Annotated in this window: 29 protein-coding genes and 1 pseudogene; 10 read left to right on the forward strand and 20 right to left on the reverse strand. The window is 62.0% G+C overall.

What is annotated here, in order from left to right:
• Nucleotides 1-171 precede the first annotated feature (171 nt).
• The 6 genes from GGQ90_RS25320 (at nt 172) to GGQ90_RS25345 (ending at nt 3,017) form a co-directional block, all read left to right on the forward strand.
• A complete protein-coding gene (locus tag GGQ90_RS25320; protein WP_343054133.1) occupies nt 172-609 on the forward strand; it encodes an RNA polymerase sigma factor in 438 nt (145 codons plus the stop codon).
• Between the two features lie 381 nt (nt 610-990).
• Nucleotides 991-1,284 (forward strand): helix-turn-helix domain-containing protein, encoded by a 294-nt coding sequence (locus GGQ90_RS25325; protein WP_223178448.1) that lies wholly within the window; start codon nt 991-993, stop codon nt 1,282-1,284.
• 265 nt (nt 1,285-1,549) lie between these two features.
• Nucleotides 1,550-1,738 (forward strand): type II toxin-antitoxin system RelE/ParE family toxin, encoded by a 189-nt coding sequence (locus GGQ90_RS30035; RefSeq protein WP_380814551.1) that lies wholly within the window; start codon nt 1,550-1,552, stop codon nt 1,736-1,738.
• A 60-nt stretch (nt 1,739-1,798) separates the two neighbouring features.
• A complete protein-coding gene (locus GGQ90_RS25335) occupies nt 1,799-2,122 on the forward strand; it encodes a helix-turn-helix domain-containing protein (RefSeq protein ID WP_159365965.1) in 324 nt (107 codons plus the stop codon).
• Between the two features lie 39 nt (nt 2,123-2,161).
• The gene (locus GGQ90_RS25340) at nt 2,162-2,512 is read left to right on the forward strand and encodes a hypothetical protein (RefSeq protein WP_159365966.1); all 351 of its coding nucleotides are present in this window, start codon (nt 2,162-2,164) and stop codon (nt 2,510-2,512) included.
• A gap of 52 nt (nt 2,513-2,564) precedes the next feature.
• Nucleotides 2,565-3,017, forward strand: coding sequence for a Ros/MucR family transcriptional regulator (locus tag GGQ90_RS25345; RefSeq protein WP_159365967.1), 453 nt, complete (start codon nt 2,565-2,567; stop codon nt 3,015-3,017).
• 53 nt (nt 3,018-3,070) lie between these two features.
• Here the strand turns inward: GGQ90_RS25345 and GGQ90_RS30040 are convergent.
• Nucleotides 3,071-3,250, reverse strand: a pseudogene (locus GGQ90_RS30040) (DUF736 family protein); the annotation flags it as partial.
• A gap of 281 nt (nt 3,251-3,531) precedes the next feature.
• Between GGQ90_RS30040 and GGQ90_RS25355 the strand changes: the two are divergent.
• Nucleotides 3,532-3,978, forward strand: a complete 447-nt coding sequence (locus tag GGQ90_RS25355) for a nuclear transport factor 2 family protein (protein ID WP_272952361.1) — start codon at nt 3,532-3,534, stop codon at nt 3,976-3,978.
• Between the two features lie 108 nt (nt 3,979-4,086).
• Here GGQ90_RS25355 and GGQ90_RS25360 read toward each other — a convergent pair whose 3' ends face one another.
• The 9 genes from GGQ90_RS25360 to GGQ90_RS25400 all read right to left on the reverse strand — a co-directional run bounded on the left by GGQ90_RS25360 (nt 4,087) and on the right by GGQ90_RS25400 (nt 10,012).
• Nucleotides 4,087-4,323: a DUF736 family protein gene (locus GGQ90_RS25360; RefSeq protein WP_201450314.1), complete on the reverse strand. Its 237-nt coding sequence runs from the start codon at nt 4,321-4,323 to the stop codon at nt 4,087-4,089.
• Complete coding sequence (locus tag GGQ90_RS25365) at nt 4,320-4,691, reverse strand: hypothetical protein (RefSeq protein ID WP_159365969.1); 372 nt, start codon at nt 4,689-4,691, stop codon at nt 4,320-4,322. The genes GGQ90_RS25360 and GGQ90_RS25365 overlap by 4 nt, the downstream gene beginning before the upstream one ends.
• Before the next feature lie 119 nt (nt 4,692-4,810).
• Nucleotides 4,811-5,737 (reverse strand): HEPN domain-containing protein, encoded by a 927-nt coding sequence (locus tag GGQ90_RS25370; RefSeq protein ID WP_159365970.1) that lies wholly within the window; start codon nt 5,735-5,737, stop codon nt 4,811-4,813.
• Nucleotides 5,734-6,156 (reverse strand): type II toxin-antitoxin system VapC family toxin, encoded by a 423-nt coding sequence (locus GGQ90_RS25375; RefSeq protein WP_159365971.1) that lies wholly within the window; start codon nt 6,154-6,156, stop codon nt 5,734-5,736. Before GGQ90_RS25375 ends, GGQ90_RS25370 begins: the two co-directional genes overlap by 4 nt.
• The gene (locus GGQ90_RS25380) at nt 6,153-6,407 is read right to left on the reverse strand and encodes a type II toxin-antitoxin system VapB family antitoxin (RefSeq protein WP_048576566.1); all 255 of its coding nucleotides are present in this window, start codon (nt 6,405-6,407) and stop codon (nt 6,153-6,155) included. The genes GGQ90_RS25375 and GGQ90_RS25380 overlap by 4 nt, the downstream gene beginning before the upstream one ends.
• 502 nt (nt 6,408-6,909) lie before the next feature.
• Complete coding sequence (locus GGQ90_RS25385) at nt 6,910-7,770, reverse strand: nucleotidyl transferase AbiEii/AbiGii toxin family protein (RefSeq protein WP_159365972.1); 861 nt, start codon at nt 7,768-7,770, stop codon at nt 6,910-6,912.
• Nucleotides 7,767-8,447 carry a type IV toxin-antitoxin system AbiEi family antitoxin domain-containing protein gene (locus GGQ90_RS25390; protein ID WP_159365973.1) on the reverse strand — a complete coding sequence of 227 codons (681 nt, stop codon included), beginning with the start codon at nt 8,445-8,447 and terminating at the stop codon, nt 7,767-7,769. Before GGQ90_RS25390 ends, GGQ90_RS25385 begins: the two co-directional genes overlap by 4 nt.
• Nucleotides 8,448-8,809: 362 nt before the next feature.
• On the reverse strand, nt 8,810-9,355 hold the full coding sequence (locus tag GGQ90_RS25395) for an RES family NAD+ phosphorylase (protein ID WP_234893172.1): 546 nt from the start codon (nt 9,353-9,355) through the stop codon (nt 8,810-8,812).
• Nucleotides 9,356-9,376: 21 nt separating this feature from the next.
• Nucleotides 9,377-10,012, reverse strand: coding sequence for a hypothetical protein (locus GGQ90_RS25400; RefSeq protein WP_159365975.1), 636 nt, complete (start codon nt 10,010-10,012; stop codon nt 9,377-9,379).
• Between the two features lie 77 nt (nt 10,013-10,089).
• On the opposite strand from GGQ90_RS25400, the gene GGQ90_RS25405 reads away from it, so the two are divergent.
• On the forward strand, nt 10,090-10,605 hold the full coding sequence (locus GGQ90_RS25405) for a hypothetical protein (protein ID WP_246428441.1): 516 nt from the start codon (nt 10,090-10,092) through the stop codon (nt 10,603-10,605).
• Here GGQ90_RS25405 and GGQ90_RS25410 read toward each other — a convergent pair.
• The 4 genes from GGQ90_RS25410 to GGQ90_RS25425 form a co-directional block, all read right to left on the reverse strand.
• Nucleotides 10,602-14,366 carry a conjugal transfer protein TraG N-terminal domain-containing protein gene (locus tag GGQ90_RS25410; protein WP_159367939.1) on the reverse strand — a complete coding sequence of 1,255 codons (3,765 nt, stop codon included), beginning with the start codon at nt 14,364-14,366 and terminating at the stop codon, nt 10,602-10,604. The genes GGQ90_RS25405 and GGQ90_RS25410 overlap by 4 nt on opposite strands.
• Nucleotides 14,367-14,379: 13 nt before the next feature.
• Nucleotides 14,380-15,798 carry a conjugal transfer protein TraH gene (locus GGQ90_RS25415; RefSeq protein ID WP_159365977.1) on the reverse strand — a complete coding sequence of 473 codons (1,419 nt, stop codon included), beginning with the start codon at nt 15,796-15,798 and terminating at the stop codon, nt 14,380-14,382.
• 119 nt (nt 15,799-15,917) lie between these two features.
• Entirely contained in the window at nt 15,918-16,496 is a 579-nt protein-coding gene (locus GGQ90_RS25420) for a hypothetical protein (protein ID WP_048576612.1), read from the reverse strand.
• Nucleotides 16,496-17,359, reverse strand: a complete 864-nt coding sequence (locus GGQ90_RS25425; RefSeq protein WP_159365978.1) for a conjugal transfer protein TraF — start codon at nt 17,357-17,359, stop codon at nt 16,496-16,498. Before GGQ90_RS25425 ends, GGQ90_RS25420 begins: the two co-directional genes overlap by 1 nt.
• A gap of 93 nt (nt 17,360-17,452) precedes the next feature.
• Here GGQ90_RS25425 and GGQ90_RS25430 point away from each other — a divergent pair, with 93 nt between their 5' ends.
• Complete coding sequence (locus tag GGQ90_RS25430) at nt 17,453-17,752, forward strand: type II toxin-antitoxin system TacA family antitoxin (protein ID WP_159365979.1); 300 nt, start codon at nt 17,453-17,455, stop codon at nt 17,750-17,752.
• 54 nt (nt 17,753-17,806) lie between these two features.
• On the forward strand, nt 17,807-18,289 hold the full coding sequence (locus GGQ90_RS25435) for a GNAT family N-acetyltransferase (protein ID WP_246428442.1): 483 nt from the start codon (nt 17,807-17,809) through the stop codon (nt 18,287-18,289).
• Between the two features lie 101 nt (nt 18,290-18,390).
• Here GGQ90_RS25435 and GGQ90_RS25440 read toward each other — a convergent pair whose 3' ends face one another.
• The 6 genes from GGQ90_RS25440 to GGQ90_RS25465 form a co-directional block, all read right to left on the reverse strand.
• Nucleotides 18,391-18,996 carry a S26 family signal peptidase gene (locus GGQ90_RS25440; protein ID WP_159365981.1) on the reverse strand — a complete coding sequence of 202 codons (606 nt, stop codon included), beginning with the start codon at nt 18,994-18,996 and terminating at the stop codon, nt 18,391-18,393.
• Entirely contained in the window at nt 18,968-19,861 is an 894-nt protein-coding gene (locus tag GGQ90_RS25445; RefSeq protein WP_159367940.1) for a type-F conjugative transfer system pilin assembly protein TrbC, read from the reverse strand. Before GGQ90_RS25445 ends, GGQ90_RS25440 begins: the two co-directional genes overlap by 29 nt.
• A complete protein-coding gene (gene traN, locus GGQ90_RS25450; RefSeq protein WP_159365982.1) occupies nt 19,833-20,954 on the reverse strand; it encodes a conjugal transfer protein TraN in 1,122 nt (373 codons plus the stop codon). Before traN ends, GGQ90_RS25445 begins: the two co-directional genes overlap by 29 nt.
• Nucleotides 20,951-22,807: a hypothetical protein gene (locus GGQ90_RS25455; RefSeq protein ID WP_188084307.1), complete on the reverse strand. Its 1,857-nt coding sequence runs from the start codon at nt 22,805-22,807 to the stop codon at nt 20,951-20,953. Before GGQ90_RS25455 ends, traN begins: the two co-directional genes overlap by 4 nt.
• 251 nt (nt 22,808-23,058) lie before the next feature.
• A complete protein-coding gene (locus GGQ90_RS25460) occupies nt 23,059-24,024 on the reverse strand; it encodes a TraU family protein (protein WP_380765451.1) in 966 nt (321 codons plus the stop codon).
• A 47-nt stretch (nt 24,025-24,071) separates the two neighbouring features.
• Entirely contained in the window at nt 24,072-24,668 is a 597-nt protein-coding gene (locus GGQ90_RS25465) for a conjugal transfer protein TraW (RefSeq protein ID WP_234893285.1), read from the reverse strand.
• Nucleotides 24,669-24,687 lie beyond the last annotated feature (19 nt).

Raw genomic sequence — 24,687 nt, forward strand, 5'->3', positions numbered from 1 at the left:
ACCGCAAGTTCGCCGCCTAAGATCAACCCCCTGACGAGGTCCGCACTCCGCTAATCTACGCCGCGAGTTGTGCCGAATGTTCTGACGACGGACAGTCAAAGTCCGGTCGACCAACTCCTCGCTCTGCTCGAAACTGAGTATGTTGTGCTGTTAACGCGCCTCTCGGCGCATGTGCGCTCCCCGGACGTCGCGGCCGAGATAATTCACGACGTCTATGTGAAGCTGAGGTCGGAACCGGCCATCAGCGAGATTCATAGCCCACGTGCGTATCTATACAGGATGGCGGTCAATTTCGCAAAAAACAGAAACCGGAGCGACTGGCGCGCCGTCAACATGGGCGACGAGGAACTTCTCGAAATCCCGGACGACGCGCCGGACCAGCAAACTGCGGCGCTAGCCCTGGATGAAATGAATCGTGCAATGGATGCGCTGCACGCCCTTCCGACCCGACAGCGTGCGATATTCCTGGCAAAGTGGCGCGATGAGAAGCTGCAAAGCGAGATTGCAGCCGAATTCGGCTTGCACAAACGTTCCGTTCAAAAGGAGCTTACTCGAGTGGAGCTGTACCTCAGGAAGGTCCTGCGACGGCCCAAGCATCCGGACCGTTGATGACGCTGCCTCAACCGCGCATTGGAGACATCTGGCTCAAAAAAGTAGGGCGCCTTTCTGTCTCCCGATGTGTCAGCCCTAAGGGAATAGTAGGATCTCCTCCTAGGTCGCGCTGGCTTGTGCCGGAGAGCATCTTGGTGGTGGTCGATAGGGCAGGGCGCGGACGTTCCCGGCGCAGAAAGACTGCCTCGCAACCCATAGGGGGTCGCTATGGCGGCTTGTGGAAATGTGGGTGCGAGCCTCATGCTCGGCGCCCAACCGGTGCGGGCGAGAACAGGGGCCACGGCTACACCCCGAAGGCAACTCGGAGAGTCCCGGGCAGAAACGACAAGTCGTCGTCCGGTGCTTGCACCTTGGCAGGTCAGTCTGGCGATGCGCACGATGTGTGGCAGTCTCGGTGGCGCGATCTCGATCTCTGACGTAGCTACACGCTGCCGATTGTCGCTTTGCTATTTCGTGAGGGCTTTCACCAATACAGTCGGTATCTCGCCGTACGCATGGTTCGCTAACCAACGCATCCTGTGCGCAAAGCGCTTGCTGGCCAGTAGCGCGCTCCCACTGGCGCAAGTCGCTCTAGAATGCGGTTTCTCCGACCAGGCTCACTTCACCAATGCTTTCGCCAAGGCGGCCGGTATGACACCCGCCAGATGGCGCCGCAAGATGCACGCAAGCTGAACTGTACTACACCAAAAGGATTGGATGGCCTTGACGATGCGATGGGGGACGGGAGAGCGCTTCGCTGGCGCGACCGCTGCCGGTTGCGGTGTGACCGGACTCGCGCTGCGCGTTCTTGATTCCGAAAGGCATTGCGTCTGTATTCCATGCATGGAATAAGTCCGCGCATGAGCTGGGACGTTGAGAGCACCAGTGAGTTCGGGACTCGTATGCCGACCTTGGCGAGACCGACCAGGCCGCGATCCAACCGACAATCAATCGGCTGATCGCGCAGGGGCCGAACCTCTGGTCCCCGTCACTGATCAACAATTCGCGGCACTCGCACATGCGCGAGCTGCGTATCCAGAGCGGGAGACGGCCTTTGCGGATCTTCTACACCTTCGATCCGCGGCGATCGGCGATCCTGTTGATGGGGGCGACAAGACCGGGGATGACCACTTCTACGGGCGGATGATCCCGTTCGCGGATGACTACGGCGCGTATTTGCAGGACTTAGGCAGGAAGGATTGATGAAATGAGCGGTCATCGCCCGTTTGCCGATCCCAAGAAGGGGTGGAGCCCCGAACGTCTCGCGCGCCACGAGGCCCTTACGGTGAAGTTCGAGGCCGAGCTGGTCAGCCTCGAGCAGCTGCGCGAGGGGCTGGGCATCAGTCAGGAGGAGCTGGCCGAGGTCATGGACATCCAGCAGCCCGCTATCTCCAGGCTGGCACGTCGCTCCGACATGAAGGTGAGCACGCTGCGCGAGCTGATCGCCGCGATGGGCGGCGAGCTGCATATCACGGCCAGTTTCGCCGGTCGCTCGGTGGAGATTGGAGACTTCAGGTCGGCCGCTGCCTGAACGGCGACCGCGACCATATGGGGGAGAGGAGGAGCCGGAATGACGGTAACGACCCAAACCACGTCGATCGCGCTTGACGATGCCGGCGCCGAGCTGATCGAGGCGCTTCAGGATTTCGCGCGATCGCGATCGACCAAGGCGCTGGTCCGGCATGGCGAGGACAGCGACGTGCGCTGCGGGATGCGTGTTCCGCTCTACAAGGAGTGTCGCGTCGATCCGCGCGCGCTTGGCCGCAGGCTGCGCAAGCTGATGCGCGAGACGATCGAAGGCGGCGAGCCCGGCGATCGTGCTGTGATCGAATTCGCGAAGGATGGGGATACCCAATTGGTGTTGACCGCCAGCGCCGCGCAGGTATCGGAACGCGACGCGCTGTTCGTCGAGGGTCGATAAGCGGTGCCGTTTCGGGCAGAGCTGATGTCGATCAGTTGAGCAGGAGACGATTATGACGGAAGCGCAAGACGAAGCCCTATTGGCGCTGACGGCCGACATCGTGTCAGCACATGTTTCGAACAACAGCGTCGCCGTCGGCGATGTTCCGGGCCTGATCGCGCGCGTGCATGGCGCGCTGGCGGGCCTCGGCAGCGAAGCCCCGATCGTGGAACCGCTGCAACAGCCGGCGGTCTCTGTGCGCGCCTCGGTGAAGCCCGACTTCATCGTCTGTCTCGAGGACGGCAAGAAGCTGAAAATGCTCAAGCGGCATCTGATGACGCATTATCAGCTCACGCCCGCAGAATATCGCGCCAAGTGGACTTTGCCCGCCGATTACCCGATGGTCGCGCCCAACTATGCCGAACAGCGCAAGGCGCTGGCCATCAAGATCGGCCTGGGCCGGAAGCCCCGCAGCGCGGCGGAGCTTGCGAAGGGCAGGCGCAAGAAAGCCGAACCTACTGCCTAGACGCGCCCGCAGCGCGAAACAGCCGCCTCGCCGAAGCGGGGCGGCCGAGCCGGTCATCGGGACCAGATGAGCGCGTAATCTCCGTTGTCGGTTTCCGCGAGACTGGCATAGACCGACGCTGCGAAGCTCGGATCATCGAGCTTGACCGAGATGTAGTCGCGGCCCACGCGAATCGTCTTCTGCCACCCGGCGCCGAAAGCGATGTCGCCGGTCATGAGGCGCCGGCTGGGGACCTTGCCGTTGCCGCCATAGCCCTGCGGACGATGCGAAGGTTCTTGGCCTGAACGCTTAGCGTGATGATCGAGCCCTTATACTCGTTGCCGCTCTTGGAAGGTGCCGATGGTCGCCATGTCGAAGTCTCTTTTGCTCAGGCCGCGACCTCACGCGAGGGAAGTGTGGTCAAAGGCCGAAAGAGAACGGCGAGCACCGGCAAACGCGAGCAGTCGAGCCGACGATTGCATCAGCCGTACAGTCTGTCAGTATTGCCGACGGACTCTTGGAAGGGCAGGCCACAGTGCTCAGAACGATCGGAATATCGCTTGCTCTTTTGGCGTCACCAGCATTTGCCCAGGCCCTACCGGGGGCCAGGCTACCTCCCGAAATCGGAGCGGCCTATGGCAGACTGGGCAAAGCCATGATGTCCCACGACGCTGAGGGGGTGAAGGCGGTGTGGGCCGACGACTTTGTCGTCAACTCGCCGAACAATGAGGTTTTGACGCGTGATCAGGTGATCGCCGTAATGAAGGACGACTTCCTCGATTATAAAGACTTTCACAAACATATCACCTTCGTCGGTGAAAAACCGGAGATCACGGTGATCATGGGGTACGACACGATGGTGCCGACGAAGGGACCCGGCGCGGGGAAACAGGTGACCCGGCCTTTCACGGACGTCTGGGCCAAGCGCGACGGAACGTGGCTGCTGATCGCGCGCCAGGCGACGATCGCGGCTACGAATTGAGCTTATCTGCTTCTTTCTCTCGGTAAGAATGAGCTTTCGAGCATGGAAGCAGTCGTTCCACGCTGAGCGGAGCGCCCTTCTCAGTCATCCCGAGCCGATGGGCTTGTACTAGCCCTGTTCGCCCTGGATCAGGGTGGCGTAAATCGACGCAGGTAATGTCGGGTCGTCGATCTTGATCGAGAGGTATTTCTCGCCGGAGTCCATCGCCGTCTCGCTCCAGGCGCCTAGTTCGACGCCATTGGCGTTGACCCGGTAGTCGGGAGCATGTTCGCTGTCCTTGCCGGCTGTTTTAATGACCGCCGAGAGTCGATGTCGAGAGTGCGGATCGCGACCCCCTTTGGCTATCTGTCTTCAGAGTTCCGGACCGCGGCACGACGATTGGCGAAGGCGAGCAGAGCGGGGTCGTGCTCCGGCCTGTTCCACCGCGCGGAGTCCTGGAGAACGATCACATCTTCGAGGCGCGTGACGAATGTATAGACCTTGTTGACGATCTCGATCATCAAGGCCTTCATCTCTGCATCGGAGATACGAGAAACCCGGGTCCAGGGAATTTCGCCGTAGGGCGTAACCACCTTCACATCGCTATAGTCGCCGGCGAGGCTCTCAGGCGCTTTCCCCGCGTGGATTTCCTCCAACTGGGTGTTCCGGACGCAATGCTCGACCAGAGCCAGAGCGATCCGCCGTGCCGCCGCATCCGGTATGTCCTCGTTCATCGGCACCTCCCGCTTGAATGACAATGGTCTGGCGGCTCCAGAATCAAGTTTGGGAACTGGCCTCCACAGCGCCAATACCCGTCAGGAGACGATCCCCTTGGAAAGGCGGCCAACGAAGTTCACTGGTCGGGGGCCAGTGCTGCCTTCAGTTCCGCCAGCTTCTCCTGGCACAGCTCGTTGACGATAGTCCCGAGGATCTCGACGCGCTCTGCGAGATACGCAAATTCCTCCTCGGTCATCCTGAATTGATCCGAGTGTCGCGCCTTCACATAAGCGTCCTTGAGCTTGTTGAACCGGGCCTCCTGCTTTCGGGTTTCCCTTGGCCAGGCTTCGACAAGCCGGGGTGACAGTCGCTCCGCAAGCTGGCGCAGAAATTTTATATTGTGGCTGTACGGCGTGTAAAATGTGAAGACGAGCAGGATACAGTAATAGAGCCGCTCACAGGCCTGTTGAAGATTGTATGCGGCATCGGGGAACTGCTTATTATCGTAGCAGAATTGATAAGTCATCCGTGAGGATACCGCCAGTTCGAACCATTGATCATAGTAGCCCTTGGCCATATCGTACGCCTGCTGCGGCGTTTTGGGCCTGGGCTTATGCAGTTCGCTGTCATCGGCCTGATAGAGCGCAATGCCGTCGCGGGCGATATCCATGAAGAAATAGCGGCCGTGCGCGAGGCCATCGTTCACTTCCTGCAAGGTGTGGATGATGAAATTGACCGGAGTGCGCAGCCGGTTGAGGATCATCGTCTCCCGGTCGATGCGCTCTTCCGCCTTATCCCAATATTCGAGCCGGTCGGTCAGCTCCTTTTGGTTGACGATGATGAGCAGATCGAAATCCGATCGATATCCGCGCTTGGTGTGCGGCTCGTGCACCCATCGTCCGGTGGCATAGGAACCGTAGAGAATGATCTTGAGGATACGGCCAAGCTTGCGTGGGCCGGTCGGCTGGCCATGGGCGTCCTCGAACTCTTCAAACAGGATCTGGATGACCCGTTCGAGTTCGCGCCGCTTGTTTACAGGAAGATGGTCGATATCGGTCTTCATGGTCTCGTCGTCACTGGGGGATTGGCGCGGGGCAGGGCGCTCTCCACGTCGGTCTGGCTGAAATCATTGCCCTTGAAGAGCAGCGGTTCGTCGACAGCTTTCGCCAAAGCATATGGAAAGCAGTCGCCGTAGTTGAGTGCGGCCCGGTGGCGTCCCTTGCCGAAATCGAAAAAGGCCTGCCGAGCGATCAGGCCCTGTTCGAGCGTGACAGGCTCGATCTGGATGCCGGCACGCCGCACGAAATTCTCGGCGTGACGCGTGCCTTCGGGGCCGAGCTGCTTTTCGACTACGATTGTCAGTTCGACATAGCTCGCGACGCTCAGGCGGCAGACGTCCGCCTTATGGATGATTTCGGCAAAAATCGGGGCTTCCTGCTCGCCATAAAGAATGGCTATCAGCGCGGAGGTGTCGACGATCACTTCGGGAGCCCGTCGCTATCGTAGAGTTCGTCCCCGTGCGTGCTGTACGGCTTCGTCACAAGTTTCGCAGCGCGACCGGCTATCGTCAACAGCTCTGAGACGCTGGCGCGCTCCCGCTGACGCTCAATGCGGGAGAGCCGGTCGCGAAGGGCCTCGATCACGACGCGTGTCATTGGCTCGCCCGTTTCCTGAGCGATGGCGAGCGCGAGGCGATGGGCCTCGGGATCCTTGATATTGAGCGTGCCGCTCATGAAATTCTGCCTTCGAAGCTATTGTTCTGCCATTCTGCCAGATTGTGGTAGCGGGGGCCAGAACAAATTGAGACAATCTGTCGGGATCGGCTTACCTGCGCCACTCAGGCGGCGCTCATCAGGTTCATTGGCTTGGTGCCTGTGCGTATAGTTGCCTCATGAAAGCGAAAGACGATTCGAACCAAGGTTCTCTGTTTGCGGATGGCGACCTACCTCAGATCGAACGGGGAAAGCAGAGCTCGACAGACCAATCGCCGTTCGAGCCTGCCGCAGAGCCTTTTCTCGATCACCTCAGCCTTCGCATCCGTCGCCAACCGGGCAGTAGATTTTCACTCAGACAATGGTGGGCGGCGCTGACGGGTGGCCGATAACCGCAATCCCATGCCGAGAAGGTCGCGCGCAATGCTGGCGCGGCGCTAACCCGGCTCGCGCGTCCATTTACTGACTTCCCGCATGTCCATCGATTGGATCCCCGCAGGCCAGGTCGCCAACCTCCACAGGTTCATTTGATGCCTTCTCCGGCAAGCTGGCTAAGTTTGGCTTGAAAGAAGCGCTCGCTCCACAGGCTAAGGGACTTAGCTTCGGCCGGACGGAGGAAGCGAGCGACATCGCTCGCAGCCGCGCTCCAGTCAATGGAACTGATCTTCTCGTTCAAAGTATCGACCAGCCATCCGCCGTCGGACTTTACGTCGAGCTTGCCTTGCCACGGTCCGGCCTGCTGCAGCGCGGCGGCAAGCAGCGGCAGGTTCAGGGGAACACGATTTGCAACATACCAGGAAAAGTCGAACCAGTCGCGGCCCTTGAGATAGGGGCGGCAGAGCAGAGCATGAACCTTGAGCGCGAAATTGGACGGCAGATCCTGGTGCCGCACCTCGTAATCGGCGGGGAAGTCGAGGAAGGTCGTGGCTTCACCCGAACCAGCCGGAGGATTGGTGTCGATCTCAAGCTTGATCCTGATCGCCCTGGCGCGGTTCGATCCTGCAAAACGCAGGTTGAGCTGGCTGGCAATCGAGTCATCCTTCAGGACTGCCTCGCGCACCGCTCTGTCCATCTTTTCCTTCGGCTGCGCTTCGAGCTTGAGACCGAACTGAGCGAAGATTTCGACCAGCGCAGTGAGATAAGGGGACCATCGGAACGCGGCATCGGGCGCGCGCAGCAGAAAATCGAGATCCTCCGAGAAACGGGGAAGTCCATGCAGGATGCGCAGGCTTGTGCCGCCCTGGAAAAGCGCGACATCGAAAAAGTCGGCGCGCCAGAGAGCATAGAGCGCGATCTCCTGGATTATCTCTTTGGTCGCATTCTCCTCTTCAACGGCGTTGGCGGCGCCATAGTCACGGAGCTTCTTCTGCAGCATCTCGATCATTGCGATGCTTCGGACGATGGAGAACGGTCGGCACTGACGTCAAGCTCCAGCGATCGAAGAAAATCGTTGACCGCCTTGTGCTTGTAGACGCCCCGGAGCGTCGCGAATTCCCTGGCTTTGATCGAGAGGATATGGTCCTCATCGATACGCAAGCCAGCCGTCAGCAAGCCGAGGTCCGTCCAACTGCTCTTGCGCAGCGCGACGAGATCGAGGAGCGCGCGCAAGGGCGTGGCGACAAATGCGGTAAGGGCGCCCAATTTCAGCCGTTCGACGCCGACCAGAAACTGATATTTCTGGATGGCGAGCGGATGATAGGAAAAGCGCCCCATGACCGGCGTCTCAAATTCGAGCGTCTTGCGGCCGGGCGTCACGTTTGCGGTGACATAGACCGCCTCGGGAATCCAGCCATGATAGGAGAGGGCGGTCTCGAACGAGACATAGCTGCCTGGAAGGAGAGCCTGCGCCACCGCGAAGGGATGAGGTGTATCGGCGCGGGAGGATCGGGCGAGTAGGTAGGCGCCGCGCTTTAACCGAACGAGTGTACCGTCTTTCAGGGCGCGGTTTACGAGCGCATACCGTCGCGCATCACTGCCGCCGATCGCTTCGGCCAGCTGCCGCTCATCAAAGATGCGGCCGGCGAGCTTTCCATCGGACAGGTTTGAAGCAAGTGCGCTCATAAAATTCTAGATACTTCCGAATGGTGAAAGTTTCAAGAATTTTATGAAGGTGCCTTCCTCGACTAGGTGCGCGCCGCTGCCCTGCCCGAAGCACAGTCGAACCAAAAAGATAGGCGACCATCGAAGGGCGCGCCATTTCTAGGATGCGGATCTGCCCCAGGTTACGGTTAAAGTCTCAACCGATGGCTAAAGTCCCTGCCTTCGTTGCCATGCGCAGAGTCAAATATTCTCTGCAAAATGGTGGTCGGCACTAACGGGATAGGCAGACAACTAATCCGTAGCTCGCATGTGAACCTTGTTGATGGCGTGGCTGCCTCGATATGCCCGATAAGCGCGTATTGGCGCCGCGCCGGTTCGGCCATTCAGGGTTCAACAAATCTTTTTCCGAAATGATGGGCGAGGGCGGTCGCCTGGGCCGCTGCAGTTGCAACCGCTTTGGTTGTCGTTTCGGCAATCGCGTTCGCGGCGCGATCAAATAGCGCTACGCACCGATGGTTGTCGAGCCGAGAGGTATAAAGGATGCCATCGGCGACGGTCGTTGCATGAATTTCGGCGCTGACCTTCCAGCATCGTAGATAATCGATACCATGGAGATCGGTGAAGGAGAGGCTATGTGCGGAGACACTGGCATCGATCAAAGAATAGAGCCTCAGCGCTCTGGTGGTCTCCAATTCACTGCGCACTCGGGTTTCGATGCCTGACGACAGGATGTATGGGGTCTCGGGAGTTCGAACGAGCGTCTCACCGAACGCCGTTTCAAGCGTCCGTGCTGCGTAGAGCACCTTGTAGCTGCCATCGGGCGAATCGAAGCGGGACTGCGGTGCATGGCCAGCAGGACCGAAGAAGATCGGACTGTGCTCGGCGCGATGTATGCGATGAAAGCGCACGCCCGCATCGATACGTCTCAATCGGATGGACGCCATTTGCGATCAGGCGGTCCAGCCCGCCGCCAAACCCGTAAGCTGCTTTAGAATTCTCTGCTCCGGCCGTCTCGCGAGCGTTTGGAAGATCGTCTCAGGGGGCGATCCGAACCCATCGAGCGGCGTCGTGAGCATCATCAACTGCTCCCAGGGGTTCATGTCGTCAAAGGCTTCCAGCACCGCCTTGAGGCCATGCAACGTCTCGCCATTTGCGAACTGCGCGGCGGGATAGCGGATCTCCGTTCCGTAGGGGACGCCCAGAATCTGGCGACGCTGGCGCTGCTTGTCGATCGCGCCCTGAGAGACCCCGAGCATCTCGGCGACATGAGCGCGGTCGAACATGCCGCCAGCCCGCTCAGCCATTTCCTCGCGAAATTGTGCTGTCCGTTCGCGTGCTGCCCTGATCGCTTCGAGGTCGGCGGGCGCTTCGGGAGCGATGTCGCGTGGCGCGATGACCAGCGCGTGCCGCAGATCCTCAGAGCCGACGATATCAGCGAGCGTATCGTCGCTGGCAGACTCTACCGCCTTGGCAATCGCCAGCGTCAGCTTTTCCAGCGCCTTGTGCCGCAACGTGTCGCTTGCGGCAAAGGCTCCGCGCGGCGAGGCGCGCCTGCTGGATTTCGCAACTCGGGCGGTGCCGGCCATGACTGTCCTTTCTGTCTGCAATATATCAATTGCGACAAAAACGACAAGGGCGGATTGTCGATTGAGCGTGACGGTCGATGGCTTTGATGGTAAGGCGAATCTGGAAGGAATTCGCGATGGAATGCGCCATCGAAGAACGGAACAATGTGAGCGTGCCGGATGTGCCCAAGCTTTCCGCGTGGTTCTGGTCGCCTTGGTATGCCAAGCTCTGGTGGGCAGCCATTCCAGTGTGGTGGATAGGCATGGCCGCATCGACGCGCGTCGACGCCTTGGAGGCATTTTATCGCGGAGGGTTCGCGGGCTACCTTAATGTCCTGTTCTTCCCGATGACTGCGCTCATGGCGCTGGGCGTTGGCTACTTTCGTCAGCGCCTCGATAACTTCGTCGGGCAAGGCGATGGTGTGCCGCTGTCTGATGAAGACGCGGAGGCTTTTTTTGCACAGCACAGCAGAGATGAGCTTGCGCGGAGTATGGAAAGATGGCGCGCACAGTCCAATCCAATGGATCCCCGCTCTGGTCCGCTATGGATCGGCAACCCGATGAACCCCAACAATCCGGGCTACATCAATCCTCATACCGGAAAGCACCGTTAGCGCTTTTTGAAGTTACTGTCTCCGTCGCCGGGACTACCGGCAATATCCGTCGAGAAGCTTCCTTTCGAGAGAACAGAGTTTTGCTCCAGCGATGTGAGCGGACCGGTGATATCAAAGGTGGCACGCCCGTTGTCAGCATCCTGAAGGTAGCGATTGCGCATGCCTTCGCTCCCCAAGATACGGTTCGATAGTTCACTGGAGAAGGTTGCCGCAGGATCGCTGGAGCGCGCTGCCGCACGCTCGGCGGCAGCGATCGATTCCCGGACATCATAATTGACAATATCCATTGTCGACTGAGCATTTTCTGTCGCGCTCCCCATATCCTGGCTGTTGAAGCCGACACCGGCTGAGGCTTGGCCGGATGCTGTCTGCGCTTTCCGTGGGGCCTGAGATCGGGAATTTTGCCGCCTTCCAACGCTTGGAGTACGCCCGCCTAGTTCCTTGCCCTCAGATACTTCGACCGAGCGTCCCGCTTGAAGGTTAATAGTCGTTCCCATCGTGACTTGGTCCTGCGCAGATCGGGCCAGCGTTCTCTGCCATCCGGTCTGAGCCATGATCGCCTGTACGTCACGCTGGAGGGTATCGGCGACTTGCGGCTTGAGACGCCACTCGCCTTTCCGGTCCATCTCGAATTCACCGCGCAGCCAGTTGGAGAGCATGGCCTGACCTTCGGCGCCGCCGCCCATGAAATGCTCGATCGTGTCCGGCCCAGCCTGTTTGCCAGCCTCGAACCGTGTGCTGGTGTCGCTGCGCGCTGAACGGCTGAAGTCCGTACCGCTCGAGACGAGCAAGTCATTGTGCGCGAAACTGAAGCGCGCATGTCCGCCATTGGCAATCGCGCCGAGCTGGCTTTCGTTGATGAGGCCGGCCTTCCACATTGCCGCCGCCGTCTCGGGCGTGAGGTTGAGGCTGAGATCACCATTCTGGTCCATCGCGATCTGTCGTTTCGTGAGATTGATGCCGTTTTCGGCGAGCAACCCTTGCATGCGAGTCAGGCGCTCCCGGTCGACGATCGACGTCAAACGCTCGTTCCGCGCGCGATCGGCAATGCCGGCCGCGCCGCCTTCGGTCATGTCGACCTGATTGCCGGCGGTCCGGCGCAGCGCCTGGATGAAGCTGTCGAGACGCGCCGCCTCGCGCGTTGAGACGCCTGCAGCCGCGGCGCCCTCGGCATAGCCGAAATTCTCCGACTGCCGCCGCTGCTCGCCAATTCGCGTAGCCGAGCGTGTCCCGTCAGGCCCAACCTCCCGCTGCGCATCCAGCCTGCCAGAGCGCTCGGCGAAGTCATAGCCCGCCGCTTCCCGCGTGCGGCCATAAACGCTCGTGCCTTCGCGAGCCGCCTCTGCGCTCGCGCCATCGGCGGTCCCCACTTGTACGGCGGCGTTGTAGCGCTCGAGCGCTGCCATGACCTGTGCTTCGTTGCGCCGGGTCGCTCTGGAGAGCTGGGTAATGGCCGAACTCCTCGCTTCGCCGGAAAGCGCATTGATGAATCCCACCCTTCGAGATGTCTCGTCCACGGAAAGGCCGAGCATGGAAGCCGCCTCGCGATGGCCCTGGTTGTTGCCGCTACGCCAGCCCTGCTCGGTCGCGACATTGGCGCGTTCGACGCCGACGACATTCTCGCCCGCATAGTCGCGCCGACCTTCCATCGCACCGACCTGGACCTGCGCTGAGGTGAGGTCGTTCCGCAACATCTGCTCCTGGTCGAACGTATTGGCGATCAGCTTGGCGAACGTCGGATCGGCCTGCGCCTCGCCGATCACGCCAGAGGCCTTGAGCTCGGCATCGCTTGCCGAATAGCCGGCCCGCTCGAAATGACGGGTCGCGCCCTGCATCATCATGCCATAGGCCCTCTGGTCGCCGAATGCGCGCCATTGCACGAGGTTCTGGCTGAAGGCGGCGAATGCCCTCTCGCCAGCCTCGCCCTGGCCGAAATAGCCATTGCCCAGGCTTCTCAGAGCATCCTTCTCGGCGAACTGGTGGATCGCGGTAGTTGCGGCGTTGGCCTGAACCGCGCGCGAGACCGCAGGATCGGCCAGATCCCGGCCAGCCAGGGCAGGCGCAAGGTTCCCCAATTGACGTGCGCCTTCGATGCCGCCCAGCGCCATCGCGGTCCCGCCGGCAGTGCCGGGCCGTTCTCCCAGAACGTGGCCAGCCTCGCCAAACGCACGATTGGAACCGAAAGTCGATCGTTCGCCGAAATCGCCGAAGCTCGATGCCGCTGCTACCCGTGAACGTGTTCCCATCGCGGAAGCTTGCGCTTCCAGCGCCGAAGCTTGTCCTTCGGCCGTGCCCATCGGCGCGGCGGCGGCGGCGCCCTGGCTTGCCACTCCGAGGGAGCCCGATGTGAAGGCGGTAAAGACGTTGCCGCTGAACCGGAAGATCGTGAAGACGAAGGCACCGGCGAGGCCTGCAGCGGCGGTTCGGAAGCTGCCGAAGATCGCCAGCGCCTTCATGGCGGCTGAGGGCGCGAGCAGCCAGGCATTGGCGGCGAGCGCATTCGAGCGCAGCTCCGCAAGCGTCGCCGTCGCACGGCCCAAAGTGAGCTGGAAGATGCCGGCGTCGATCACGCCCCAGAGTGCCACGAACACGAACATGCCCAGCGCGAAGCTCGCGACCCGCAGGTTGATGGGCGTGAGGATGAACAGGAGCGCGATCGGGATCATGAACAGCATGATACCGAATACCGTCGCGCGGATCGTCGGCATCCACTCATTCGCCACGGACATGGTCGCGAGGCCGTTCGACATGACCGCACGGTTGGCCATAACCCTTGCAGCGCTGGCCGGGGAGTCTTCGAACAATACGTCGCCAACGGTATTGCCGAGAAGAATGTGGGTCATGAAGGCCTGGGCCGACAGAGGATGACCGAGCATCATCTGCCCCATCTCACCCAGCTGCTGACGGCATCGAACCAGCTGCTGGGCGTTGTCGGTATTGTAGCCGGTTCGGGCGCAGATCTGCCTGGTGTAGCCGTCAAACAGGACGGGGTCGGACAGTCGATCCGAGATATGTGTCCACGCGTCGGTGCAGCTGACTGTCGTGCCACCCTTGTCGGCCTCGGTGTAAATGGTCGAGAAGGTGGCGGGCCCCGCCATCGCCGCAAATGCCGTCGGTAGATCGGCGGACGTGCGGAAGAGCTGATCATCGTCCACCCCATAGGCAGCCGATACACGCGCCACCGGATAGCATTGCCGCACATAATCCTTGATCGTTGCGTCCAGGAAGATGTCGGTCATCGGCCCTCGCGGCGAGACGGCGTTCAGGAACAGATCGAAGCTGTGCCCGCCTGCGCCGAACTCGATCTTCGCATTGGGATCGAGCGTGGCATCGTCGATCGTCTCGACGATCGCGCGCTCGATCATGTTCGTTGCGCCCGCAACCAAGACCAGCAGGTTCGGGACGCCACCAACCGGCTGATAGGCATTGCGGACCCGATCATAGACATGGACCGTGCCGGTCGTGGCGATGAGGCCGACGAACAGACCGACGCCGATCAGAATCTGGAAGCCAAAGGCGACCAGACCCATTCCTGTCCCGCGCACACTGGCGATGATCGCTCCCAGGCCGATGCCGACGGTCGCGACGATCATCACGAGGGTTTCGTATCGCGGATCGCCAAAGATCATCGATACGAGCCTGAACGCATCAACCGTCTCGGCGAAGCCGTCATAGGTGTGAAAACTCGTATCGACCGCGAGCGCCGGCGAGGTGAGGAAAAGGGCGGGGAGGGCGGCAAGAAGCCTGGTGAGCCTGCGCATCTCGGAAAGGATCCTACTGGTTGCGGGCGGCAGCGCCCGCCGCGTCGCGAGCGTCGCGATCGCGGTCACGCAGCAGCCCCGCATAATTGGCAGAGAGATTGGCCTGGTTCAGCGCCGCCATGTAGCTCTGACGCATCTGCGCGCGCTGCCGCAGCACTTCGTCCCTGAGGTCGCGCAACTGCTCGATACCCTTGGACAGGATCCGCGTTTGGCAGACATTGGCATTGTTGACGTCAGCCGATCCTGCGACCGTCGTCCCACGCTCGGCGTTGGTCACCGTGAAGTCGATGGTGCGGGTCAAATCATTGAGCATCTGATAGGCGAGGGTGAGCGCCACCAGTTCGTCCGTATCTGCGATCACCGAGTCGACCACGCCCTGGCGAACGCCCCACTCGAGCATCCGATAGACCGGCAGGGTGCGGACGTTCGCGACAAACTGACGCTCTTCCGCCGACAGCGCTGTGCGCGTGCGGATCTTGGTGGCGATCGACTGCATTCGCTCCCGCGCAAGAACAAGGGCGCCCCGGCCGCTACCGTCCTGCGCGCAATCGGCACCGGTCGGCGGCAAGTTGAGGGAACGGCGCTGGACGCGTCCGGTCAGAAAATCCTGCGGGCTTTCCGTATCCTGCCCCGCGCATTGCGGAATGGCCGTGAACAGGGGCACGCGGTCGCCGTCGTCCCAACGCATATACACGTCTCCGACGCGGGCTCGCATCACGCTTGCCCAGTCGCTCGCTCCGACCCGCGATGCAGCATGCGCGAGGAGCGAACCGGTCCGGAAAATATCCGTCACCTCCGCCGGGCAATTTGCGAGCGCGTCCCTGAGGTCCTCGGTCGGATTATTATTGTTAGCCTCGATCTTCTCGCGGCTCTGCTGATAGCTCTTGGCGAACCCCTGCTTCACCGAGCGATAACCAGTCATCTCCTCGATGATGCCGGACATGTTGTCGTCGCCCTTGGCAATCTGTACCATCCGGTTGGCGAGCCGGCAGTCGTTGACCTGGATCGAGTTGAGGAAGTTGGTCGCCGCTTCCATCTTCGAGATGATGTTCCCCATTTTTTCATCCAGCGTTTCAAGAAGATACTGGAACGCCACTGCCGGCGCGGCCTGGAGGATGCTCTCGAGCTTCTGGACGAGATAGTCGGGATCGAGGAACGACATGCCGCCAAGGAACATGTCGATCCCGCCACAGCCGGCGCGCACTTTGGGCAGGCTGACCGACATGAGATAGTCGTTATGGACGTCCACTCGGCCCGACATGCCGCCCGCCGTCACATAGCCCCGGGTCTGATCCTCGAAGCTGCCGGGAGAGGTATAGGTCACATTGTCGAACCAACTCTCCGCCCAGCTTTGGGCATGGGCTGGTTGGGCAAGGCCGATGGCGATAATGCTGAGGATTAAAAGCGACAGAGCTTTGAGCAGGGCGTTCATGCCTGACTCTCCGAAGTGCGATTGGACGGATGATCCCGACGAGCCATCTCGGATCGTGAAGTAACCCTGCAAATCTGGATCATTGATCCAAAATTGCTGGGTGAGCGTCCGATGGATCCTCATTGCCCTTGTCCATCCCGGCGTTGCGGCACGCCCACGATGCCGGTAAATTTGGACATGGCCCGGACACCGACCGCAGGCCTTACGCCTGTCAGCATCTTCGCGGCCAGATAGAGATTGCGTGCAAGATTGGGCGAATGGTCAGTGCCGATCGCCACCGGCACAACGCGCGCGTCGTCGCCGATCGGTCTCGCCCAAGCGACCGGATTTCCCACCCAAGGCAGACCCAGACGTCCAGATCGGATCATGGCTTCCTGGCCGCTGATCGTGCGGACCTGCCATCCGTAACGCGCTCCCAGAGCCGTGAGCTTGGTCCAGAGATCGCCGCAGGGAAGGCAGCCAGGTGCTGTCGTCATCTCGATGACGAAGGCCGCGCCATGGCCACGCAGCGTAGTCGCGAAGTCATCGGGAAAGTCCCGGGTTTCGGGAACACGCGAAAGCCAGGCCTGCATCGACTTGGCATCTGCGACGGGATGGATCGCCGCACGCATGGCCTCTTGGCGGCTCACGGTCTGTGCCGCCGCCGAACCTAAACCCATAACGAGGCCCGGTATGCCGAGAAGAACGAGTCCCCGCATCATGGCTGCGGCTCCCCGGATGCTGTAATGAGATCGCCGCCAAGCGCTCGCGGATCGGTGGCCGAAACGGGGCCGTTGCCCAATGCATCGAAGAAGCCTGCATCCTCGCCCGGGCCGGTCATGAACTGTTCGGGCCGAATGTCGCCGCGCAGCAGGCGCACTGCCTGATAGGCCATCTGCACGAGGTTGGGATAAGCCTCGACCCCGGAGGCGATGATCATGCGCTGCTGGCTGCTGCGGCGAATGACCATCGTCGTGGGCGTGATTTCAACGCCAAACCGCTCGCGCACCTCGGGGCGCTTATCGATATCCATCAGCGTGACCTGCCATCCCGTCTCCTCCTGGAAGCGCTGAATGATCGGCCATTGGACGCGGCAATACCCGCAGGTCGAACGCGAGAACATCACGAGTGCGAACTCGCCTGCATGGCTGCGCAGATAGGATCGCCGGATGGCGTCCTTTTGCGCAGCCAGCTCTGAACGGGCGTCACCGACCATTGGGTCGGCGGACTTCGAGTTGAGTTCAGGATGTTGAAGCATCGCAAGCTGGGTGACCCCGGCGAAGGCACGCGCCTTGCGACGCGCGAAATCCTGCAGGCGCCAGAAATCGGCGACCGCTTCGACCGTGAGCACGGTCGCCGCATAGTCGCGCTGTTCCTCGATGAGCTTGCGGATTTTCGGCGGCGTCCATGTCGCCAGTTCCGCCATCGGCGGGATGACGGGCTTCACCAGCGCTTCAGGCTCCGGCTCGGCCTGCGCCTTGGGCGCCTCATACCACCAGTAGCCCTGCTTCGACACGGCATTCGCTGGTCCGGCGTTCTGTCCATGCGCCGATGGGGCGGCGGCAAGGATCGCCACCGCCATCAGGCGCGCGCGCGAGCACGAATGACGACAGCCGCGCGAATGTATTGACAATGTCGTGGCAAAACTCCAGATTGCGCCGAGGAGTTTAGAAATATGGCACAGGCTCGTTCGGACCGAAGCGCGGCCCCGCGCAAGGATGACGTCATTCAGATCAGGGCTGCCGCAGAGCTCAAGGCGCTGCTCACCCGTGCCGCTTCGCTGCGCGGGCAGAAGCTGTCCGAGTTCATGCTCGCCAGCGCGCGGCGGGAGGCCGAAGCGGCTATCCTCGATCAGCGAACTTTCTTCCTTGATGCCGAGAGCCACGAGCAATTTCTTGCGATGCTCGATGCGCCGCCCGCGCCATCGCCTGCCCTCGAAAAGCTGATGAAGCGCCAACCGCTCTGGAGTCGATGACCGGACACAACGATCGTTGTCATGTCCTCGCGCCGCGTCACTCCACCTGAGCGATTGAACGCCGACCATGGTGTGGATGCGTTCGACAATGGACAACACCCCTCGCTCGACCATTGGCTCGCCGAGCGTGCCCTTGCCAGCGAGGGCGCGTCGGCCCGCACCTATGTTGTGTGTGACGCCGACCAGCCTGACCAGGTCGTAGGCTACTACACCATCACCACGGCCATGGAGGAGCGCGCCGCGCTGCCCACCGCGAGGCTGCGTCGCGGAATGCCCGACAAGGTCCCATTGCTTCTCATTGCCAGGCTTGCGGTGGACGTCGCCTTCCAGGGCATCGGTCTCGGCGCGGACCTCCTTGCCGATGCGCTCCGCCGCTGTGCCGCGGCCTCGGAAATCGCCGGCGTGCGCGCCGTCGTCGTGCATGCCATCGATGATGATGCCGTAGCCTTCTACGAACGGCATGGCTTCATCGCCTCGCCGATCGGAGAGCGTGTTCTCCTGATGCCCATTGAGGCAGTCCGAACTCTGCACGGCTGACGAGCACCGGTTCAGCGCACCAGCAGTCTCACCTTGTTGCAGACTAGCGGGACGACTTTGCGGAAAGAGGCCCTCGCAGTGCGCTCCTGGTTGGCGCGCGCTCACAGGATGCGCTCCATGCGAACGAGGTCCGCGATCGGCAACAGGCCCAGATAGCGGCTGTCGAACCCCCTCGCATGCGTCGAGCCCACATAGGCCATGCCGACGGGGATAACGCCGCTCCATTTCATGTGATCGAGCGTCATTCCGTTATGGGCTTGCGGCAGGCTCACGCCCAAAAGCACTCCGTTGCAATAATAGTGGCCGTCCTGGCTATTCGGTTTGAGAGGGGACGGCGTTTCGAACATGGTGAGCCGATCTCCCGGAAGGCAAAGCGCGTGCTTCGTGACCGAGACCGGCTTGGGACCTACGATCGGGTGACGCAGCGTGAACATCACATAGTCGCCGCGTACGATCGGCCCCGGACTCCTGCGCACGGCGAAGGCCTCGATCGAAGGCGTCATCACCAGAGTGATCTGCGGCATGAGGACAGCAGCGAACAGGGCCAATGGCAGGACGACCAGCATCGCGCGCCATAGCCGTTCGGGCCGGGCTGGCTGGTCAGGCCCCGGCGCTCCGAGCGCCATCGCCGCTTCGCGGGGCAGACGGCGCAGGCGCGGCCCGACGCTGCCCAACGCCCTAGCGAGCGCCCAGAAGAGCCTGAGCATGGCTGACCTCCTTCTTTCCGCCGAGGCGGGCATATTCTTCGAGCAAGCCGGCAAGCGCGCTATCGCCGAAAACGACGTGGGCGGCGCGCGGGCTTTCGTCGTCACGCTCGCAATAAGCCTGGGTGGGATCGCCGGGGATCATTGCCAGCGCCGGAACCTGCGAAATCGCGTGCTGGCGAAAGACGATCGGATCGACGATCAACTGAACGTCGCGCATCACGCAGGCCGGGCCCTCGCAGCCAGGGTCGAGACGCAGGATTTCCGCAGTGAGCTTTGCCATTGGGCCCATCTTCTTCAGCCCTCCGGGCACGCCACGAAACGCCATGACGCCACGGACTTTTTCGAGCTGGACCGCATAATTGCGGAGCGTCGAAACCGGCATGGATGAGGACACGAACAGGATCGGCACCCATCCCTTGTCTGTTCCCGCCGATGATGCCTTGGCGAGAGCCTTCTCTTCGGCAGGCTCGAGGCCCAGCGCCTGGCGCAGTGCCTTCGCCTGTCGTTCTCGTTCGGCCGCGAGGCTGGCTTGTCCACGCGCCTGCGCGGCGCGCGCGCGGGCGTCCATGTCCGGCGCGGGCAGCCTCTTGCGCAGGCCATCGAAAGCCCGGCGCCCGTCAGCGGCGTTGTCGGTGCGTGGAAGCTCGGGATCGGGGCGATGTGCCGCGTCGTCCTTGCTGCGCGCAAGAGCGCCTTGGAGACGATCCATGCTGGCCTGCCCTTGTTCGGCTGCGGATTGGCGCGCATCGCCGGAAGCCGTTTCACTCGCGGTGCGATGCAAGGCGTCCTGGGCGAGGGCGGCGCTCGCCGCCCCAAGGAGTGCGAGGAGCGTGGTGTTAAGGATTGACGGCTTTGAGATACGCATCGATGCGCTCCCCCATGTCGATCTGGATGTCCGATTGAGCGCGGGCTTCGATGTCCGCATAATATTCGGAGAGATCCATCTTGCTGAAATCGAGAGCCTGAAACTCTTCCGGCTTGAACCCGCGGCACATCTGCTTCTTGGCTGTGCCCCAGAGATTGCCGTTGAATGCCTTGAGCTGGGGGCGGCCCTGTTCCTGGATGATGCGGCCGAGCTTGGTGTTGAAGCAGCAATGGCCGCGCGCCTTCTGGAGGCAGACCCCAAGAAAGCTCGATGTGCAGTAGCTGCCGATCTCGTGGCACATGCCGGACGAGCGCAGCATCGCCGTCTCCATGTCCTGCTGGTCGCAGCCGGAGAACAGGAAATCGATCATGAAATTGATCGCGAGGCTGACGGCGATCGAGGTTGGGTCGAGGCCGACGACGAGCGCATTGGCGCCGGCGCTTGCCGCCTGGCTCGCGGTGGCCCCCGCTTTGAACGCGGTGTACGCCGCCTTCATGCCCGTGAACACGCCCTTGGCGACCGCGATCTTGGTTCCGATCGAGGAGATGGAGGAGCCCATGCCGTCCTTGACGATCTTGCCCTTGTCCTTGCAGCAATTGGCAAAGGTCGTCGAAAGCCCCGCAGGCCGACACCGCATCCCGCGTCCCGAGAAAATCTCGATGGCGCCTAAACAATTGCCGTCGGCGTCGATGCCGCCATCGGCCTGCGTGCCTGGGTCGTCCATCGGCGGCTCATCGACGATCGGATTGGTCGCGAGATCGGCGCATTGGTTGGGCGAGCATGCCGGGGGACCGCCTTCGGTCTTTACGAGGCACGCATATTGCGGGCCGATCGGGCAGCTATACTGGCCCCTGTCATCCGCGAGGCAGTCGACCTCCTGAATCGGACAGAGCCAGGCGCCGCTGGTTGTGGAACGGCAGTTTGCCTGCTCCCCTTCATCGGCCGCATCGCCATTGCTGTTGAGGTCCGCTGCGCAGATCACCTGCGCCGCAGCGGTACCGGGAAAAGCAATGGCGAAACCTATGCCGAGCAGGAATAAGAACGCGGCACGGTGTACGCGAAATCTGGATCTGATTGTCGGCAGGCCGATCATTGCACGCTGCCCGTGCAGACCATGTCGGCGCCGGCGAGGCGCACCGTCTGCATCATCACGACCGCTTCCGGGAAATCGTCCAGGCATCCGCATGCGGTGACGACCTCCTCACCAGGCCCCGCCGGGCACTGATTGTTAGCGCTGCAGGCGTGGAAGAAGCTGTCGTAGCCGGTCGGCGCATTCTGTTTGGCGCCCACCACGCCATCGGGCGCGGCATCGCTATTGACCCTGGGCGCGCGCGTCTTGCAGACCGGCTCACACGCCGCCACCGAGCCGCGGTCGGGAAGGGTGAACGGGCGTGTCGAGGTAGCGAAACTTCCATCGCTCTGCCGCGTGCGATCAGCGAGCATCGTCTCGGTCGAGCGGTCGATGATATAGGCGCCCCGGCTCATGTCGGGCTTCGCAATGTCATCGACCGCGCAACGATAGGTGCGATCTTTCACAAAGAAATCGCGCGTGAGATCGGTCGGACAGGTCGGACCGCCGAGTATGCGGGTCTGGGGCAGGGGCCTCAGACCCGTCGCAACGCCGCCGACCCAAGTCTGGACGCCGTCGACCAGTTCGCTGTCGAGCTTGCATTGTGGGTCGGAAGCGATCGCCCCGCAGCCGTCGACGACCTGCTCCAGCGTCTTGCAGCTATTGTCGACTTCGACATGGACCTGCGCAAAGCCTTCGCCACCCGATGCAACCGCGACCCGCAGCCAGATCTCGTGATCGCCCGCTGTGAGATAAGGGCGTAAATCGAGATTGGGGTAGGCATAAAAGGTCTTCTTGAGTTCGCATTTGCCTGGCGGAACCCCGGGCGTCGTCCAGGGCGAAGGACCCGAGCCGACGACTTGCCCGTCGACGCGCACCTGCGCCCAGTCATCGGCGAAGAATTGTGTCAGGCGCGCATCGACGATCCGTTCGGGCTCGCTCACGTGCAGCGTCATGCGAAAATCGACGAGCGTGCAGCTACCTCCCGCAAGACTATTATCTGCCGGCGAGCCCATCAGAAAATCGAAGGACGAACCGTTCTGGATTGTCGAATAGCCGCCCGAGGTTCGGCTGATGATATCCTGCGCGCCAGGTTTGAGCACGGTCACACGCCGCTCGATCGTGCAATGGCGATATTGAAGCGCCGTGCCGGCACCGGTCGCCGAGCCCTTCAATGCCTGGAACACGGCACTGCCGCTCGATGCTGTATAGGCGTCCGACGCGATAGAGGCGGGATTGGTCCGGTAAGCGGTCTGGTTCAGATCTGGATTGGACGAACAGGCCGTCGATTGCGCGCCGACATAGCGGATGACGGGCCCGTCGATCACGGCCTCGGCGACTCCATAGCGCGGATCGGCCGTCGTGAGGGCGCCGATCATTCCTCCGCCCAGGTCGCGCAGCACCGAGGACATGTTGCCCCAGGCGAGGTTGGTGCCGCAGCTATTGTTGAGGCAGTAGCAGCCGGCAAGCTTGGGCATGTCGACCGACGTCAGCTTGAGCCCTTTGGCGTCGTCGACATCCCAGCGGAAGAAGCTGCAATTGTTCCAGGTCCCGGGCTGACAAGAGACCACGCCATTGGCGCAGATGCCCGACACCGGCACCGGCAGGCTCGCACTGCTGTCGACCGTTCCGTCGAGATCGGTGTCGCGGGCGATCGTGATCTTGCCGAGATCGCCGCTCGCTGAAGGCTGTACGAGCACCTCCAGCATCGTCGCGGTCTTCTGGCACGCGATGTTGGACGCGAAGGTCCGGCTGTTGTCGATCGTTGAGATCGGCTGCCCGGCGAGGCCCGGCGTCACATAGTTCTGATGGAGAGTATCGCTGTCGCTGGTCTTGGCACGCGAAGCCTCCGCCGCAGTGCGGGCGCGCTCTTCCATCGTTTGCGCCGAAACGGGTGAGCCGGAAGGAAGGGCCAGCGCGGTCGCGAAGACGGAACAGGCGGAGAGGATACGCCAGTTCCATCGGGGGAGCGTTGCGGCCGCGCTGGCCGGGGGTGGAGCGACGCCGCCAGGGGGGCACAGCGGCGCCGCTCCGGTCCCGCGCAGCAGCCATCGGCCGTAGGGGCCTTGGCGAACAGACCTCCGGAATGGACGGCAGTCTTGCGCGGGAACCCGGGTGGGCGATTTGCTCATGGCACGGGTATCCCGGCGCAGCAGATCACCTTTTCGAAGAGCATGAACTGGGCATTGTCCTTGCCCGGGGCGTGCTTGGCCGAAGACCAGAGCGCCCCGGGACGGCCGATATTGACGCACTTGCCGCCCTTGACCGGCTCCATGAGCTGGAGCTTGTAACGGGACTTGGTCCAGACAGGCTGTGGGATGAAGGAGCAGCCATCGGCCGAACTGATGGTCAGCGCGCCCAGACGCCCCATCATGAACACTCCGCGCGCGGCGAGCCCTGCCCAGGCTTCGACGCTGTCGTCGAAATGGATGTCGCCGGCGATGGGGTAGGTCGCACCCCAGGAGCCCATGCACCAGAAGAGCGGATCGATGACCTTACCGGCAGTCGCGGCGGCACTATCGCCCATGCAGGCAAGACCGGCAGCGGGATTGCCGAACAGGATGCCCTCAGGCTGGATGATGGCTCCCAGCGTCCCCGACTGCCAGGTCGGCAGGACCTCGGTCATCATGGCGACGTCGAAACCGTCATTCTCCAGGCACGGCAGGTCGGTGAACATGTCGAGCATCGCCCAGACCGGCGAGATGTAGTAATGCATCTGCGCAAACATCTTGCGGGTGTTCGTCCCATCCGCGATCGAGGACTGGCTGCCCTGCAGCTTGCCGCCGGTCGGCAGCAGATCGGCACCCATCACCATCATGCAGCCCGGTTCGGTGACGACGTCGATCATCCGGTTGGGCGACCAGTAGGAGACCTTGACGCCGAACCAAAATTGCGCGCCCTTGCGGCAGGCGCACAACGGCTTGGACGAAGATTGCGCGTCGAGCGCCTTGTCGAGCTTGTCGAAGCTCCCCACCCGGATGCCCCCGACCGTGATGGGAAAGATGCAGGTCCAGCGCACCTTGGTGATCGGGTTAAAGACGGTGCCCGCCTCGCATTTGGAGGCGTGGGCCTGGCTCGGCCAGGCAATCGTCATCAGCAACCCGATGACCAGCCCAACGACGAAGAAAGGAAGGCGGCCGCTCATCGCGCCGTTCCTTTCGCGGCGCTTGGGGCCAGTCGGCTCTTTGGCCCATACTCGGTGAGCATGAGGCGCGTGCCGGACTGTTCGACAATGACGGGGGCGACGGTCAGACCCAGGCGTTGCTTGACCCGCTCCTCGAGAATGTAGATCGCCCGGCCCGTCTTTTCGCTCAGGTCAATCGCGTCGCCATTCTGGCCCCCGAGTGCGGACAGCAAGATGAAGTCGCTCGTCCGGGCATTGCGGAGCGCCCAACCGAGGTCGCGCGGATGCACGATCACCAGGCGTTGCGGCAGCTTCACATAAGTCAGCGGATTGAACGTGAAGCCCTTGGGGTAGAGGGTCTTGCCGTCCGGCAGCTTGATGTCGAAATAGAGCGTGTAGAACGGAACGACGCTGCGCACCCGATCCGCGCTTGCGATATCCAGCGGAGCGGCCCTGAGGGCAGTCCATTTCTCGCGTGGACCGAAAGCCTTGCTCATGTCGGCGGGCAAGGTGGCCGCCTTGGCCTCGATCTCCGCCAATGCGTCCGGTTCCGCGATCGGCCATGTGCGCCCGATCCGGTTGGTGGCGGCGAAAACCTCACTGCCAGCCATCATCGCGATCAGCAGCAGACCG

Source organism: Sphingobium scionense (assembly GCF_014197035.1).
Classification (GTDB): Bacteria; Pseudomonadota; Alphaproteobacteria; order Sphingomonadales; family Sphingomonadaceae; genus Sphingobium; species Sphingobium scionense.

Bases quoted from the DNA above. Each gene is read 5' to 3' on its own strand.
- GGQ90_RS25465 (WP_234893285.1), bottom strand. From the start codon at position 24,668: ATGATGGCTGGCAGTGAGGTTTTCGCCGCCACCAACCGGATCGGGCGC.
- GGQ90_RS25370 (WP_159365970.1), bottom strand. From the start codon at position 5,737: ATGAAGACCGATATCGACCATCTTCCTGTAAACAAGCGGCGCGAACTC.
- GGQ90_RS25365 (WP_159365969.1), bottom strand. From the start codon at position 4,691: ATGAACGAGGACATACCGGATGCGGCGGCACGGCGGATCGCTCTGGCT.
- GGQ90_RS25340 (WP_159365966.1), top strand. From the start codon at position 2,162: ATGACGGTAACGACCCAAACCACGTCGATCGCGCTTGACGATGCCGGC.
- GGQ90_RS25400 (WP_159365975.1), bottom strand. From the start codon at position 10,012: ATGGCCGGCACCGCCCGAGTTGCGAAATCCAGCAGGCGCGCCTCGCCG.
- GGQ90_RS25430 (WP_159365979.1), top strand. From the start codon at position 17,453: ATGGCACAGGCTCGTTCGGACCGAAGCGCGGCCCCGCGCAAGGATGAC.
- GGQ90_RS25460 (WP_380765451.1), bottom strand. From the start codon at position 24,024: ATGACGATTGCCTGGCCGAGCCAGGCCCACGCCTCCAAATGCGAGGCG.
- GGQ90_RS25390 (WP_159365973.1), bottom strand. From the start codon at position 8,447: ATGAGCGCACTTGCTTCAAACCTGTCCGATGGAAAGCTCGCCGGCCGC.
- GGQ90_RS25415 (WP_159365977.1), bottom strand. From the start codon at position 15,798: ATGAACGCCCTGCTCAAAGCTCTGTCGCTTTTAATCCTCAGCATTATC.
- GGQ90_RS25445 (WP_159367940.1), bottom strand. From the start codon at position 19,861: ATGCGTATCTCAAAGCCGTCAATCCTTAACACCACGCTCCTCGCACTC.
- GGQ90_RS25380 (WP_048576566.1), bottom strand. From the start codon at position 6,407: ATGAGCGGCACGCTCAATATCAAGGATCCCGAGGCCCATCGCCTCGCG.
- GGQ90_RS25440 (WP_159365981.1), bottom strand. From the start codon at position 18,996: ATGCTCAGGCTCTTCTGGGCGCTCGCTAGGGCGTTGGGCAGCGTCGGG.
- GGQ90_RS25425 (WP_159365978.1), bottom strand. From the start codon at position 17,359: ATGGCGGTGGCGATCCTTGCCGCCGCCCCATCGGCGCATGGACAGAAC.
- traN (WP_159365982.1), bottom strand. From the start codon at position 20,954: ATGATCGGCCTGCCGACAATCAGATCCAGATTTCGCGTACACCGTGCC.
- GGQ90_RS25410 (WP_159367939.1), bottom strand. From the start codon at position 14,366: ATGCGCAGGCTCACCAGGCTTCTTGCCGCCCTCCCCGCCCTTTTCCTC.
- GGQ90_RS25405 (WP_246428441.1), top strand. From the start codon at position 10,090: ATGGCTTTGATGGTAAGGCGAATCTGGAAGGAATTCGCGATGGAATGC.
- GGQ90_RS25385 (WP_159365972.1), bottom strand. From the start codon at position 7,770: ATGATCGAGATGCTGCAGAAGAAGCTCCGTGACTATGGCGCCGCCAAC.
- GGQ90_RS25345 (WP_159365967.1), top strand. From the start codon at position 2,565: ATGACGGAAGCGCAAGACGAAGCCCTATTGGCGCTGACGGCCGACATC.
- GGQ90_RS25325 (WP_223178448.1), top strand. From the start codon at position 991: ATGTGTGGCAGTCTCGGTGGCGCGATCTCGATCTCTGACGTAGCTACA.
- GGQ90_RS25420 (WP_048576612.1), bottom strand. From the start codon at position 16,496: ATGCGGGGACTCGTTCTTCTCGGCATACCGGGCCTCGTTATGGGTTTA.
- GGQ90_RS25455 (WP_188084307.1), bottom strand. From the start codon at position 22,807: ATGGAAGAGCGCGCCCGCACTGCGGCGGAGGCTTCGCGTGCCAAGACC.
- GGQ90_RS25335 (WP_159365965.1), top strand. From the start codon at position 1,799: ATGAGCGGTCATCGCCCGTTTGCCGATCCCAAGAAGGGGTGGAGCCCC.